Source organism: Aeromonas sp. JL9, assembly GCF_024436075.1.
GTDB lineage: Bacteria > Pseudomonadota > Gammaproteobacteria > Enterobacterales > Aeromonadaceae > Aeromonas > Aeromonas veronii.
The window spans coordinates 40,187-54,299 of the sequence record NZ_JANFNV010000027.1; the positions used below are offsets into that span (position 1 = coordinate 40,187).

A 14,113-nucleotide genomic window follows, 5' to 3' on the forward strand; every position below is an offset into this window, starting at 1 on the left:
ACCTCACCGCATAAGCGATGAGGTATGAAAAGCTGGCGGGAAGTGTTGCTGCATTTATCCAGCTGACTTTCTGCATTCATTACCTATAGAAACTATTGGTAGACAGAAAACCAGCATTTTGCGAACGCAGCCTAGGGGTCTCTATCGCATCAGCCAAGCGACGCTGGCGCTGGGCCGATGGCGATACGAGAAAGGGGCCGTCAATTGACGGCCCCTTTCTGTTGCTGATGGCGATGGGACTGATGGCTTGGTGGACTCAGGGATAACGGCTGACCTCAATCAGGTTCTGGTCTGGATCGAGGAAATAGATAGATTCTATCGGCCCGCAGGCACCGCTTTTGGTCACCGGCCCCTCGACAATCTCCACCCCGTGGCAGGCAAGCTGGGCCATCACCTGCTCCAGCGGCCAGCGGGTGATAAGGCAGACATCCCCCGACCCCACCTGCGCCCGGTTGCGCGGCTCCTGCCCCAGCAGTTGCAGATTGATCTTCTGGTTGCCAAACCCTACCGCCCGGCGCCCCGCACCGAAGGTGATGGCCTCCATATTGAGCACCGAACTGTAAAATTCCACGGCCCGTTCGATATCACTGACCGTCAATACCAGATGGTCGATATGGCTGATCATGGTTACCTCCTGGTGGTGATCTGGCTGATGTGACCGGCATATACCCGCAAACATCCGACTGTTGCCGCCACGGCGGGCTACCCCATCATACCCGGCAAGGGGAAGCCCATGTGTGCCGTGGCGCGCAAAGCGAGCGCAAATGTTCTGGTCAGATAAATTCGCGTTACTGCACCGCAGCGCACGCTTTGTCACGCTGGGCCAGCAGGGCTTCATCGTCACTGTCCATCGCAGCCAGAATCGCCTGATTGCAGGCACGCTCCGCCAGCTTGGCAGGACTCTGTTTGGCATCCCCGATTTCGGCGATAAGGGGCCGATAACTGATGGCCGCCGAGCAGTACATGGTGCGAAATTTGGGCAGTTGCCAGCTGCTGTCATCCTGCCGGGTCAAGTCATCGCACAGCTTGTGAAACAGGGCGGACGCCTTGACCGTGCACTGGCTAAAACGCCGAACATCCTGCTCGTAGGAACGACAAACGCTCGGCTGCTGGATCTGCCACAGCTGAAAAGAGAACGGGACCGACTCCCCCTCATACTGCACCACCAGCGTCTTGGCCTCGGTGCCATAGATATCCGCAACCTGCTGCTGTACCAGATTGAGATAAGCCGAAAAAAGATAGGAAACCGGATCCATCACCACCTCCCTGTGGTTCTCACTGCCGGGCTTTATTACCGAAAACCGGGGCGATTTTCAAACGAGTAACAGGCGACAACAGCTTACTGATTTGGTTGGAAAAAATGATACTCTTCTCGCCACCCACATGTACAACGTTCAAGGCTAAAGTGCGATGCAACAATGCGGTATTTATGAACAGCTCATTACTCAACTGCTGACATCTCGACTCGACCGCGAGCACTTTTACGTAGGGGAACGCCAGCTTGAACCTGCCGAAGCGGCAGTTTGGTTATCCAGATTTCTGAGCCGGGTTTTGGAATATGCGGTGGGCTCGGTAACTGGAGAGGATCAGCTGCAACGGCAGATCGAGCTGGCTAACCAGTTATTGCTTTGGCTAAAGGATCGCACCCAAGACCCAGACTTTATTAGCGAGAACCTCATCGATAGTCAGGGAAAAATTCTGACAGCACTCTACCAGTTGGATAACCCCATCTCCGCCAATTTAAAACAATATGCCGAGGATATTTTCCCTCTGACAGGTCTCACTCAGAGCGAACTGTTTTGTGGCAGCAATGCGGGTTTGTCGATGGAGTCGGAGATTAAACGGGAAATATTATCGGCAGATAGCATCTGCTGGCTGGTCTCATTTATCAAATGGGCAGGTATCCGGATTTTCCGTCATGAGCTGGAAGAGTTCACTCGCAGCGGCCGCCAATTAAAAGTAATTACTACCTCTTATATGGGGGCGACCGACGCCAAGGCAGTTGAATTTTTAGCCAGCCTCCCAAATACCGAAGTCAAACTCAGCTATAACACCCAGCGTGAGCGGTTGCATGCCAAGAGTTATCTCTTTTGCCGAAATACCGGCTTTCATACCGGCTATATAGGTTCATCCAACCTCTCTCATTCTGCCCTCACCAGTGGCTTGGAGTGGAACCTAAAAATCACCTCGCAAGAGATCCCACATATTATCGAGAAATCCCTGAGTACCTTTGAAACCTATTGGGAATCCGATGATTTTGAGCTGTTCGATGGCAAGCTCGAAAGCCGCAAGAAATTACAACATGCCTTGCAAGAGGCCCGTGGGGATGGGGACAAAAATAACCCGGCCTATTTCTTTGATATCGCGCCGTTTCCCCATCAACAGGAGATCCTTGAACAATTAGCGATGGAGCGCGCTTTACACCAGCGCTTCCGTAACTTGGTGGTTGCGGCCACCGGTACAGGGAAAACCCTGATCTCCGCCTTTGATTTCGCGCGTTTTCTGAAAACCAAACCCGATGCCAAGTTTCTGTTTGTCGCTCACAAAGAGGAGATCTTGCGCCAAGCATTGGCCTCATACCGCGGTGTGCTCAAGCAATCCAATTTTGGCGAACTCTTGGTCGGCGGTGCCGTGCCTACTCACTACCGTCAGCTATTTGCCTCGGTACAATCCTTGAATAACCAGCTGGCTAATTTACGTCTTAGCCCAGACTATTTCGATTACATCGTCATCGATGAGGTTCACCATATTGCAGCGGCCAGTTATCGTGGTCTGCTCGCTGCCTTTGAACCTCACATTCTGTTGGGATTAACCGCAACGCCAGAGCGCCATGATGGCGGTGATATTCTCGCTGACTTTTGTGGTGTCATCGCAGCGGAGATCCGTTTACCAGAGGCCATCAATCGTCGCCATCTCTGTCCGTTTCAATATTTTGGTATCGATGATGATACTGACTTGCGCCAAGTGACTTGGAAAAATGGCCGTTATGACATCACTGAGCTCACCAATATCTATACCCACAATCAGCAACGGGTACAGAAGATAGTCCAGAGCCTCAATGAAATCGTCACCGATATTACCAAGATCAAAGCGCTGGCATTTTGTGTGAGCCGCGAACATGCCGATTTTATGTGCAAGGCATTTTTATTGAAGGGCATCAAGGCTGACATCCTCACCAGCGATAACCGAGACGAGCGCCATAGCAAACAACAGAATTTGCGTACCGGCGTTATCAATATTCTCTGCGTGGTGGACATTTTCAACGAAGGTGTTGATATCCCAGAAGTCGATACCTTGCTGTTTTTACGACCAACGGAAAGCCTCACTATTTTCTTGCAGCAATTAGGGCGGGGCCTGCGGCTGGCGAGCGATAAAGAGTGTTGTACCGTGTTGGATTTTGTTGGCAATGCTCGCGCGGAGTATGACTTTGCCCAGAAATTCCGGGCTCTGGTGGGTAAAACCAATAAGGCGATCAGCCACGAAATCAAACAAGGCTTTCCCCATGCCCCATTGGGTTGCCGCATCGAACTCTCAAAACAGACCCAAGAGTTAATTCTGAGCAATATCAAGAAGGCGACCCTCAATACCTCGCGCCTCATGGGCCTGATCCGCCGTTTCTCACTGGATTGTGATTTACCGCTGACGCTGGCGAACTTTTTGAAGTTCTACCCTCACATCAGCCTTGAGGAGATCTACAAGCGCGGCAATTGGAGCAACTTGGTCAAACAGGCCCGCAACCATACCATTTCTGAAATGAGCGATGAGAAGCTGTCGACCCTCTACACCCAGGCCATCAAAACCCGGCTATTGGGCTGCGATGCACTCCATTACTTGAACTTCTTACAAACCTTGGTGGAAAGCGCCTTTACCTTAACGGCCGAGCACGATGCACGCATGGCCTTGATGTGCCACTACGACTTCTGGCAACAGAGCGGCCCCAACGCAGGCTTTAGCTCCTTGGCGCACAGCCTGAAACAGCTCAATCAACCAGAGTTAAGGGCCGAGCTGGCAGATCTGTTACCCATGCTGATCAACCGGGTGCTGCACGAACAAAGCACCATGCCAAACCTTCCAGGTAATCCGCTGCAACTGCATGCTCGCTATGCCAGAGAGCAGGTGCTGGTTGGCTTTGGCGCGACCACCTTCGCGCAGCAACCCACGGCTCGCGAAGGAGTCTATGTCATCGCAGAGCAAAATATCGAGTTGCTGTTCGTGACCTTGAACAAAACGGAACAGCACTTCTCCCCCACTACCCGTTATCACGACTACGCCATCAACGAGTCGCTGTTTCATTGGCAGAGCCAAAACAGCGCTCGCCCAGAACGGGGTAAGGGGCTGAGTTACATAAACCACAGAGCAGAAGGTAAGCGCTTGTTTCTGTTCGTCCGCGAGCAGAGCAAAGATGAATTTGGCCGTACCCTTGGCTTTGTGAACTTTGGTGAGGTGGAGTACGTATCCCACACTGGCAGCCAACCGATGAACATTAAATGGCATCTCACTACTCCGATGCCGCCATTTATGTGGAAAGAAGCCGCCAAACTGGCTGTTGGTTAGTAAGGCTTCTCACCCGGTGGGGATATGGCGCAAAACCCACCGGATTCTTGCCCAAAACCCCGGCTAAATTATCCAGTTGCATAATAACCATGCGGCCTTGCGGTTGTTTAACTGGCCCTAACGTCAGATAATACCGCCCGCCTTCAAACCCCGATAACCCGACTTTCAGTGACGGTAATTGATGACTGAGTACCTGCTTTTATTGATCGGCACCGTGCTGGTTAACAACTTCGTGCTGGTGAAATTCCTCGGCCTCTGCCCCTTTATGGGGGTCTCCGGCAAGCTGGAAACCGCCATCGGCATGGGGCTGGCGACCACCTTCGTGATGACCCTCGCCAGTGCCAGCTCCTATCTGGTGGAGCACTATATCCTGCTGCCGCTGGATATCGCCTATCTGCGCACCCTCGCCTTTATTCTGGTGATCGCCGTGGTGGTGCAGTTTACCGAGATGGTGGTGCGCAAGAGCAGCCCGACCCTCTATCGCCTGCTGGGGATCTTCCTGCCCCTCATCACCACCAACTGCGCGGTGCTCGGGGTGGCGCTGCTCAGCATCAATGAGCGACACGACTTTATCCAGAGCGTGATCTACGGCTTTGGCGCCGCCACCGGCTTCTCGCTGGTGTTGATCCTGTTTGCCGCCATGCGCGAGCGTCTGGTCGCCGCCGATGTGCCCGCCCCGTTTCGCGGGGTGTCGATTGCCATGATCACCGCCGGTCTGATGTCGCTGGCCTTTATGGGCTTTACCGGCCTTATCAAGATATAACCATGATCCATATTCTCTTTGCCATTCTGGTGCTCACCCTGCTGGCGCTGGCGTTCGGGATTATCCTGGGCTTTGCCGCCGTCAAGTTTCATGTGGAAGCAGATCCCATCGTCGACCAGCTCGATGCCCTGCTGCCCCAGACCCAGTGTGGCCAGTGCGGCTATCCCGGCTGCAAACCCTACGCCGAGGCGCTCGCCAACGGCGATCAGATCAACAAGTGCGTACCCGGTGGCGAGGCCACCATGCGCAAGATTGCCGATCTGATGGGGGTCGAGCCCCAGCCACTGGGGGGCAGTGACGAGGCCGCAGTGCCGGTCAAGAAGGTCGCCTTTATCCACGAAGATCAGTGCATCGGCTGCACCAAGTGCATTCAGGCCTGCCCGGTGGACGCCATCGTCGGCGCCACCAAGGCGATGCATACCGTGATTGCCAACGAGTGCACCGGTTGCGATCTCTGTGTCGATCCCTGCCCGACCGACTGCATCGAGATGATCCCGGTGCCCACCACGGTCGATAACTGGAAGTGGGATCTCAATAACGTGCATGTTCCGGGCAAGATTCCGGTCAAGATAGTGGAATAAACAGCGGAGCAACCATGCATTCCTTACTCGAACGTATCAAAGCCGGCACGCTCTGGGACTTTCACGGTGGCATTCACCCCGCCGACAACAAGCTGCAATCAAGCCAGAGCCCGGTGGTAGACGCCGGTCTGCCGCCACGTCTCATCATTCCGCTGCGCCAGCACGCAGGCCCCGCCGGCGATCTGCTGGTGCAGGTGGGCGACAAGGTCAAAAAAGGGCAGCCTCTGACCCGTTATGCCAAGGGGCGGGTCGTCCCTGTCCATGCCTCCACCTCCGGCACCATCACCGAGATTGGCAACCACACGGTTGCCCACCCCTCCGGACTCGGCGATCTCTGTGTCATTCTCACCCCCGATGGCGAGGATAAGTGGGGCGAGCGCAATGGCAAAGCCGATTACTGGAATCTGGAGCGGGGCGAGCTGCTCGAACGCATTCAGCAAGCGGGGGTGGCGGGCCTTGGCGGCGCCGTGTTCCCCACCCACAGCAAGCTCGATGGCCGCGGCCAGCTCACCGAGATCCTGATCGTCAACGGGCTGGAGTGCGAACCCTATATCACCACCGACGATCGGTTGATGCAGCAGTATGCCGACGAGATCATGGATGGCATCCGGGTGCTCAAGCACCTGCTCAAACCGAAACTCACCCTGATCGGGGTGGAAGACAACAAGCCCGAGGCGATCGAGCAACTGACTCGCCACGCCACCGACGAAGATGTGCTGGTCAAGACGGTGCCGACCAAGTACCCCTCGGGCGGTGCCAAGCAGACTATCGAGCTGCTCACCGGCCGTCAGGTGCCCAAAGGCGGCCGCGCGGTCGATATCGGCATCATGGTGCTTAACGTGGCCACCGTGTTTGCCATCAAGCGCGCCATTATCGACGGCGAGCCGCTGATCGAGCGGATCGTCACCCTTACCGGCGACAGCTTCAAGAAGCCCGGCAACGCATGGGTGCGCCTCGGTACGCCGGTACGCTGGCTGTTGCAGCGTTTCGAGCTGCAACCGGAAGCGGAGCAGCGGGTGATCATGGGGGGCCCCATGATGGGCTTTACCCTGCCCCACGCCATGGTGCCGGTGGTCAAGGCCACCAACTGCCTGCTGGCGCCGACGCAGGCTGAACTGCCCGCCCCCGGCCCGGAGCAGCCCTGCATCCGTTGTAGCGCCTGCGCCGATGCCTGCCCGGCCACCCTGCTGCCGCAAGAGCTCTACTGGTACAGCCGGGCCAAGGAGTATGACAAGGCCAAGAAGCTCAACCTGATGGACTGCATAGAGTGCGGCGCCTGCGCCTGGGTCTGCCCGAGCGAGATCCCGCTGGTGCAGTACTACAAGATCGCCAAAGACGACATTCGCGAAGCCCGTGCCGAGGCCGAAAAAGCCGAACGCGCCAAGCAGCGTTTCGAGGCCAAGCAGGCCCGTTTCGAGCGGGAGAAAGCGGCCCGCGAAGCGCGCCATGCCGAGGCCGCCGCCCAGCGCCGTCAGACCATGACGGCCGCAGGCGGCGAAGATCCGGTGGCCGCCGCCCTCGCCCGCATCAAAGCCAAGCAGGATGCCCCCATCACTGCCATTGCCGCCACCGCCGAGGGCTTGCCTGACAATAGCGCCGTGATCGCCGCCCGCGAAGCCCGCAAACAGGAAGCGGAGGCGCGCCGCGCCGCCAAGCTGGCGGAGAGCGCAAACAGCGACACTGCCGCCGCAGCGCCCCAATCCGCCGAGGCGGTTGACCCCGCCAGCGATCCCAAGAAAGCGGCCATCGCTGCCGCACTGGCGCGCGCCAAGGCCAAGAAAGCCGCTCAGGCAGGCGAGAGCGCCGAGCCTGTGACTGCCGAAGCCGTTGCTGCGCCTGCGGTAGATGCTGATCAGCAAAAAGCAGAGGTTGATCCGAAAAAGGCAGCAATTGCCGCCGCCATTGCCCGAGCCAAGGCCAAAAAGGCCGAGGCGAATGGTGAACCGGTAAGCGCAGCCAACGGCACGGCAGCCGAGGTCAACACGCAAAATGATGCCCCTGTCGACCCCAAGAAAGCCGCAATTGCTGCCGCTATAGCCCGGGCCAAAGCCAAAAAGGCGGCCCAGCAGGGTGACAGCGCTGAGGGCGATCTGACTGCAAACGCAGGCACCAGCGAATCCGCTGCAACCCAAAGCGATGCGCCATCTGCGGCCAGCGAAGCGGTTGATCCCAAGAAAGCCGCTATCGCCGCTGCCATTGCCCGCGCCAAGGCCAAAAAGCTGGCCCAGCAGGGCGAGAGTGCCGGTGCTGAGGGTGCGCAAGGTGAGCTATCAGCAAGCGCGGAGACCCGCGACGTGGCGCTAGCCAAGAGCGAAGTAACCACCAGCCACAGCGATACGGCTGCAAGCGAAGAGGTCGATCCCAAGAAGGCCGCTATCGCCGCTGCCATCGCCCGTGCCAAGGCCAAAAAGCTGGCCCAGCAGAGCGCAAGTACCAGTGCAGAGGTAGAAAATGCCGGTGCTGAGGTAGAGAGTGCCGGAACTGAGGGTGAGCGCGCACCGGCCGAGCCGATGCAAAGCGATGCAGCCAGCAGTGAGCAACCACTTGCCGTCACTGCCGCGCCTGAAGCGAACGCCCCTGCAGCTGATGCCCCGGTTGATCCGAAAAAAGCGGCCATTGCAGCCGCGGTGGCCCGCGCCAAGGCGAAGAAGCTGGCGGTCGAGGCAGCCAGAGCCGCCGAAACCGCCGCTGAAGATGCCCCGTCAGCCGACCGAACAACCACAAGGTAATCGACAGACTCATGTTCAATATTGCGACTGCGCCGTTTGCCCATAACCGCAAACAGACCCGAACCCTGATGCTGCTGGTGATCCTGGCCTGCGTGCCGGGCTTGCTGGCCCAGACCTGGTTCTTCGGCTGGGGCTCCTTTATCCAGATCCTGCTGGCGCTGGTCACTGCGCTGCTGTGCGAGGCGCTGGTGCTCAAGCTCCGTGGCCGCGCCATCAAGCCTGCCCTGATGGATGGCAGTGCGGCGCTCACCGCCGTGCTGATCGGTCTCTCCCTGCCGCCGCTGCTGCCATGGTGGATGCTGGTGGTGGGCACGGCCTTTGCCATCATCGTCGCCAAGCACCTTTACGGCGGACTGGGCCAGAACCTGTTCAACCCCGCCATGGTCGCCTATGTGCTGCTGCTGGTCTCCTTCCCGGTGCAGATGACCAGCTGGCTGCCGCCGGAGAGCGTGCGCGCCTACAGCCTCGGTTTTGGTGATGCGGCGTCGGTGATCTTCACCGGCTTTAGCCTCGACGGCTACAGCATGGCCCAGCTCAAGCAGGGGGTGGATGGTCTCACCATGGCGACTCCCCTCGATACCCTGAAAACCGGCCTGACTCAGGGGCTCACCACCGGCGAAATCCTGAGCGGCCCGCTGTTCGAGGGTTGGGGCGGCATCGGCTGGAGCTGGGTCAACCTCGGCTATCTGCTGGGCGGCCTGTTCCTGCTGCAGCAGAAGGTGATCAACTGGCGCATTCCGACCGCCATTCTCGGTGCCCTGCTGGTGGCGGCGACCCTTGGCTACCTGATGAGCCCGGATGCCACCGCTACGCCGATGTTCCATCTCTTTAGCGGCGCGACTATGCTGGGGGCCTTCTTTATCGCCACCGATCCGGTCAGCGCCTGCACCACGCCGCGCGGCCGCTTGGTCTATGGCGTGCTGATCGGGGTGCTGGTCTACATCATTCGTCGCTTTGGCGGCTACCCGGATGCCTTCGCCTTCGCCGTACTGCTGGCCAACCTTTGTGTGCCCTTTATCGACAGCCTGACTCGCCCGAAGGTATACGGAGCCCGTCGCCAATGACCAAGACGATAACGCCGAAACGTATCGAGTGCTGCTGGCCAACCTCTGCGTTGCCCATTTTTATCGACACGCTGACTCGCCCGAAAGTGTATGGAGCCCGTCGCCAATGATGTTTCTGCCCTCTTTCCCCATCACAGCTGACGGAGCCCGGACATGTTAAAGAGCATGCGCAAGAATGGCCTGATCCTGGCCATGTTCGCGCTGGGCTGCACCGCTCTGGTGGTGCTGACCAACGAGTTGACCAAGGATAAAATCGCCCACCAGCAGCAGCTGGAGAAGTTGCAGACGCTGGAAGCGCTGCTGCCTGCCGGCAGCTATGACAACGATCTGGTGACCAGCTGCAAGCTGGTGACCAGCAGGAAGTATCTGGGCAGCGATCAGCCGCAAGCCCTCTACACCGCCAGCAAAAATGGCGTAGTGACCGGCTATGCGCTGGAGGCGATCGCGCCGGATGGCTACAGCGGTGCCATCCGCATCGTGGCGGGCTTTGATGCCAAGGGCACCGTCAGTGCGGTGCGAGTGCTCGCTCACAAAGAGACGCCCGGCCTTGGTGACAAGATCGAGCTGAAAAAATCTAACTGGATCAACAGCTTTACCGGAAAATCCCTGACCGCCGACAATGAATCCGAGTGGGCAGTGAAGAAGGATGGCGGCGAGTTCGATGCCTTTACCGGCGCCACCATCACCCCCCGTGCCGTGGTCAAGGCGGTGAAAAACCTGCTGAAACTGCAGCACGAGCACCCGGAACTGCTCAGCAACGCCCCGGCTTGTCCGGCGGCGAACTAACGGAGTCGAGCCATCATGAACCAGATGGAACAGATTGAAACGGGCGCAACCCCGATTGCCGAGCTGGAAAGCCGCAAGGGCGAGCTCAAGGAGCTGATGAGTCAGGGGCTGTGGAAGAACAACCCCTCGCTGGTGCAGGTGCTGGGCCTCTGCCCGACCCTCGCCGTCTCCTCCACCTTTACCAATGCGCTGGGGCTGGGCCTTGCCACCATGGCGGTGCTGGTCTGCTCCAACCTCGCCGTCTCGCTGGTGCGCAACTGGGTGCCGAAGGATATTCGCATCCCGGTCTATGTGATGATCATCGCCTCGCTGGTGACCAGCGTGCAGCTGCTGATGAACGCCTACACCTATGGCCTCTATCAGGCGCTCGGCATCTTTATCGCCCTGATCGTCACCAACTGCGTCATCATAGGCCGTGCCGAGGCCTATGCCTCCAAGAACCCGCCGCTGCTGGCGGCCCTCGACGGCCTGATGATGGGCCTTGGTTTTACCCTGGTGCTGCTGGTACTGGGCGGCATGCGCGAGATCATCGGCATGGGTACCCTGTTTGATGGCGCCGAGCTGCTGCTGGGCGAGTGGGCCAAATCCCTGCGTATCGAGCTGTTCCACGCCGATGCCAGCCTGCTGCTGGCGATTTTGCCGCCGGGCGGCTTTATCGGGCTGGGACTGCTGATCGCCGCCAAGAACGCCATCAACGACTGGCGGGACCGCAAACAGGCCGCTACCGTGGCCCACTGCAACGTTGCCCCGGCCCGCGTCCGGGCGACCGAGCTATGATCGGACGCCTAGCATGAACAACCAGAAACGCAGAGAGATCCTCGAGCGACTGCGGGAAAACAACCCCCACCCCACCACAGAGCTCAACTTCAACTCGCCATTCGAGCTGTTGATTGCCGTGCTGCTCTCGGCGCAGGCGACCGATGTCAGCGTCAACAAGGCGACCGACAAGCTCTATCCGGTGGCCAACACCCCGCAGGCGATGCTGGAGCTCGGGGTGGACGGGCTCAAGGAGTACATCAAGACCATTGGCCTCTTCAACACCAAGGCCGAGAACGTCATCAAGACCTGCGCCATCTTGCTGGAGCGCCACGGAGGCGAGGTGCCGGAGAACCGCGAAGCGCTGGAAGCCCTACCGGGCGTCGGTCGCAAGACCGCCAACGTGGTGCTCAACACCGCCTTTGGCTGGCCCACCATCGCCGTCGATACCCATATCTTCCGGGTATCGAACCGCACTGGCTTTGCGGTAGGCAAGAACGTGGATCAGGTGGAGGAGAAGCTGCTCAAAGTGGTACCCGCCGAGTTCAAGCTGGATGCCCACCACTGGCTGATCCTGCACGGGCGTTACACCTGTCTCGCTCGCAAGCCCCGTTGTGGTTCCTGTATCATCGAGGATCTGTGCGAATACAAAGAGAAGGTCTATCCCGACAGCTGATAGCCTCGCAACCGAGATTGAAAGCAGTACACATCACCAACCCGGAGAACTGAGCAATGAGAATTCTGCATACCATGCTGCGTGTCGGCGATCTGCAACGCTCCATCGACTTCTACACCCGCGTCCTCGGCATGAAGCTGCTGCGCAAGAGCGAGAACAGCGAGTACAAGTACACCCTGGCCTTCGTCGGTTACGGTGACGAGAAAGATGAAGCGGTGATCGAGCTGACCTACAACTGGGGGGTGAGCGAGTACGAACTGGGCTCTGCCTATGGCCATATCGCGCTGGAAGCGGACGACATCTATGCAACCTGCGAAGCACTGCGCGCCGCCGGTGCCAAGATCACCCGCGAACCGGGCCCAGTCAAGGGCGGTACCACCGTCATCGCCTTCGTCGAAGATCCGGACGGTTACAAGATTGAACTGATTGCCAAGAAAGATGCCGGTACTGGCCTGGGTGACAGCTTCTAAGCGGCCCTAATCCCACTGCCTAATGGCAGGATCAAAAAAGAGCGCAGATGCGCTCTTTTTTTATGCTTCTCTGACCGGGGACGGCGCTAGATCTCGCCGTTGCGCCCCATGCTGATCACCACTCGCCGGTTCTTGGCACGACCCTGTTCGGTTTCGTTGGAAGCGACGTGCTGCTTCTCGCCATGCCCCTCCACCGAGATCTTGCCGGGATCGATCCCCAGATCGACAAACACCTTCTTGATGGCATCGGCCCGCTTCTCGGAGAGTTTCAGGTTCGGCCAGCGGCCGCCGTAGCTGTCGCTGTAAGCATCGATCACCACCACATCAATGCTCTTGTCCGCCTTGATAAACTCGCTGATCATCGCCAGCCGCCGCTTGGAGGGGATGGAGAGCTGATCGCTGTTCTTGTCGTAGGTGAGCACGCTAAAGGCGATATCGTTGAAGCTGTAGGGCAACAGCCCGCTCAGACAGTCGATAAATGCCTGATATTTGACCCGAAAGTTAACTGACGAGAGGGACACCCGCACCGCACGGTTCTGGCGATACCAGTCCCGATACTGGAAAGTGGGCATCCGCCCCCCCTCCAGCTCGTCGAGCATGGTCCAGGCAGTCTGTCCCTCAACCAGTCCATCGAACTGCTGATAGAAACGCAGTTGACTCACTTCTCGCCCGGCGATCCCCGGGCGCCATACCGGCGGCATGATGCCAAGGCTCACCGTCTGGGTCTGGGCCTGCGGCCGCTTGCCCTTGAGCTCGAAATCGAGGTTGATCTTGCGCCCGGCGCGGCTGACAAAAGCCCCCGTTCCCCAGTTGGGAATAGGATGCTCGAGGCGACACTCAATCTGGGTATCGGAGGTCAAACGCCAGACGGATTGATCCAGACCGGCACCAAATTCGGTAACCCCAGCCTGTAACTGCATACTCACGGATATGCTGACCAACCCCAACACCCAAGCGTTCAATTGCTTGTCCTCCACACGATCTCACAAGAGATATCGGCGGCAAAAGGCCAAGCTTTAGCGACAAACTGCAAAGGCGTGCCTGTAGTGGTCAACTAAATCCGGACACTTGGTTAGGCCGTTCTTCGGCTTGTGCTGGCGGTATCCCGTCATTGTGTTGATGTGGACGCCGCCAGTTGTAGTAATCCATCAGGTAATAACTGACATCCCGCTTTGCTTCCCGCAAGCTCATATATCCCATAGCCGGGAGCCACTCTGACTTCAGGCTTCTGAACAACCGCTCCATCGGGGCGTTATCCCAGCAGTTACCACGACGACTCATGCTCTGGGTCATGCGATAGCGCCACAGTCGTTGCCGAAATGCCCGGCTACCATATTGGCTGCCCTGGTCAGAGTGAAACAGCACGCCTGACGGACAACCCCGCTGCTGATAGGCCATCTCCAGGGCTTTGATTGCCAATTCTGCATCAGGTTTATCAGACATCGCCCAGCCCACGACCCGCCGGGTGTGCAGGTCAAGAACCGCTGCCAGGTAATGCCAGCGACCACCGGCCCAGACGTAGGTGATATCGCCACACCACACCTGATTGGGTTGCTGGACATCAAATTCACGGGCCAGCAGATTGGGAATATCCGGTCGTTCTGACCGTGCCACCTTATAACGGTGTGCGCCCGGCTGTTTGGATACCAGCCCGGCCTCCTTCATCAGGTTACGTACTTTGAATCGGCCAATCTGATACCCCAACTCTCGCATCATCGACATCAAGGCGCGGCT

At 58.3% G+C, this 14,113-nt stretch carries 13 protein-coding genes; 9 read left to right on the forward strand and 4 right to left on the reverse strand.

Features of this window, described 5'->3' with window-relative positions:
- Positions 1-256 precede the first annotated feature (256 nt).
- Both NOM06_RS16590 and NOM06_RS16595 read right to left on the reverse strand, forming a co-directional pair.
- The gene (locus NOM06_RS16590; protein WP_199416085.1) at positions 257-625 is read right to left on the reverse strand and encodes a VOC family protein; all 369 of its coding nucleotides are present in this window, start codon (positions 623-625) and stop codon (positions 257-259) included.
- A gap of 163 nt (positions 626-788) precedes the next feature.
- Complete coding sequence (locus NOM06_RS16595; RefSeq protein WP_110302933.1) at positions 789-1,256, reverse strand: hypothetical protein; 468 nt, start codon at positions 1,254-1,256, stop codon at positions 789-791.
- A gap of 154 nt (positions 1,257-1,410) precedes the next feature.
- On the opposite strand from NOM06_RS16595, the gene NOM06_RS16600 reads away from it, so the two are divergent.
- The 9 genes from NOM06_RS16600 (at position 1,411) to gloA (ending at position 12,379) form a co-directional block, all read left to right on the forward strand.
- Positions 1,411-4,554, forward strand: a complete 3,144-nt coding sequence (locus tag NOM06_RS16600) for a DUF3427 domain-containing protein (RefSeq protein WP_255912413.1) — start codon at positions 1,411-1,413, stop codon at positions 4,552-4,554.
- Between the two features lie 181 nt (positions 4,555-4,735).
- Complete coding sequence (rsxA, locus tag NOM06_RS16605) at positions 4,736-5,317, forward strand: electron transport complex subunit RsxA (protein ID WP_005337600.1); 582 nt, start codon at positions 4,736-4,738, stop codon at positions 5,315-5,317.
- Between the two features lie 2 nt (positions 5,318-5,319).
- A complete protein-coding gene (rsxB, locus tag NOM06_RS16610; protein WP_005350799.1) occupies positions 5,320-5,898 on the forward strand; it encodes an electron transport complex subunit RsxB in 579 nt (192 codons plus the stop codon).
- Positions 5,899-5,912: 14 nt separating this feature from the next.
- Entirely contained in the window at positions 5,913-8,627 is a 2,715-nt protein-coding gene (gene rsxC, locus NOM06_RS16615) for an electron transport complex subunit RsxC (protein ID WP_255912416.1), read from the forward strand.
- An 11-nt stretch (positions 8,628-8,638) separates the two neighbouring features.
- Entirely contained in the window at positions 8,639-9,691 is a 1,053-nt protein-coding gene (gene rsxD, locus NOM06_RS16620) for an electron transport complex subunit RsxD (protein WP_255912419.1), read from the forward strand.
- Positions 9,692-9,844: 153 nt separating this feature from the next.
- Positions 9,845-10,477, forward strand: coding sequence for an electron transport complex subunit RsxG (gene rsxG, locus NOM06_RS16625; RefSeq protein ID WP_255912421.1), 633 nt, complete (start codon positions 9,845-9,847; stop codon positions 10,475-10,477).
- 15 nt (positions 10,478-10,492) lie between these two features.
- On the forward strand, positions 10,493-11,254 hold the full coding sequence (locus NOM06_RS16630; RefSeq protein ID WP_005350792.1) for an electron transport complex subunit E: 762 nt from the start codon (positions 10,493-10,495) through the stop codon (positions 11,252-11,254).
- A gap of 13 nt (positions 11,255-11,267) precedes the next feature.
- Complete coding sequence (gene nth / locus NOM06_RS16635) at positions 11,268-11,909, forward strand: endonuclease III (RefSeq protein ID WP_255912422.1); 642 nt, start codon at positions 11,268-11,270, stop codon at positions 11,907-11,909.
- A gap of 56 nt (positions 11,910-11,965) precedes the next feature.
- Entirely contained in the window at positions 11,966-12,379 is a 414-nt protein-coding gene (gloA, locus tag NOM06_RS16640) for a lactoylglutathione lyase (protein ID WP_005337610.1), read from the forward strand.
- Between the two features lie 86 nt (positions 12,380-12,465).
- Here gloA and NOM06_RS16645 read toward each other — a convergent pair whose 3' ends face one another.
- Together NOM06_RS16645 and NOM06_RS16650 are read right to left on the reverse strand one after the other, a co-directional pair.
- Positions 12,466-13,341 carry an OmpA family protein gene (locus NOM06_RS16645; RefSeq protein WP_005337611.1) on the reverse strand — a complete coding sequence of 292 codons (876 nt, stop codon included), beginning with the start codon at positions 13,339-13,341 and terminating at the stop codon, positions 12,466-12,468.
- An 88-nt stretch (positions 13,342-13,429) separates the two neighbouring features.
- Positions 13,430-14,113: IS3 family transposase (locus NOM06_RS16650; protein ID WP_255912423.1), on the reverse strand; the 684-nt coding region annotated here is incomplete at its 5' end.

Bases quoted from the DNA above. Each gene is read 5' to 3' on its own strand.
- rsxD (WP_255912419.1), top strand. From the start codon at position 8,639: ATGTTCAATATTGCGACTGCGCCGTTTGCCCATAACCGCAAACAGACC.
- nth (WP_255912422.1), top strand. From the start codon at position 11,268: ATGAACAACCAGAAACGCAGAGAGATCCTCGAGCGACTGCGGGAAAAC.
- NOM06_RS16595 (WP_110302933.1), bottom strand. From the start codon at position 1,256: ATGGATCCGGTTTCCTATCTTTTTTCGGCTTATCTCAATCTGGTACAG.
- gloA (WP_005337610.1), top strand. From the start codon at position 11,966: ATGAGAATTCTGCATACCATGCTGCGTGTCGGCGATCTGCAACGCTCC.
- NOM06_RS16630 (WP_005350792.1), top strand. From the start codon at position 10,493: ATGAACCAGATGGAACAGATTGAAACGGGCGCAACCCCGATTGCCGAG.
- rsxA (WP_005337600.1), top strand. From the start codon at position 4,736: ATGACTGAGTACCTGCTTTTATTGATCGGCACCGTGCTGGTTAACAAC.
- rsxG (WP_255912421.1), top strand. From the start codon at position 9,845: ATGTTAAAGAGCATGCGCAAGAATGGCCTGATCCTGGCCATGTTCGCG.
- NOM06_RS16590 (WP_199416085.1), bottom strand. From the start codon at position 625: ATGATCAGCCATATCGACCATCTGGTATTGACGGTCAGTGATATCGAA.
- rsxC (WP_255912416.1), top strand. From the start codon at position 5,913: ATGCATTCCTTACTCGAACGTATCAAAGCCGGCACGCTCTGGGACTTT.
- NOM06_RS16600 (WP_255912413.1), top strand. From the start codon at position 1,411: ATGCAACAATGCGGTATTTATGAACAGCTCATTACTCAACTGCTGACA.
- rsxB (WP_005350799.1), top strand. From the start codon at position 5,320: ATGATCCATATTCTCTTTGCCATTCTGGTGCTCACCCTGCTGGCGCTG.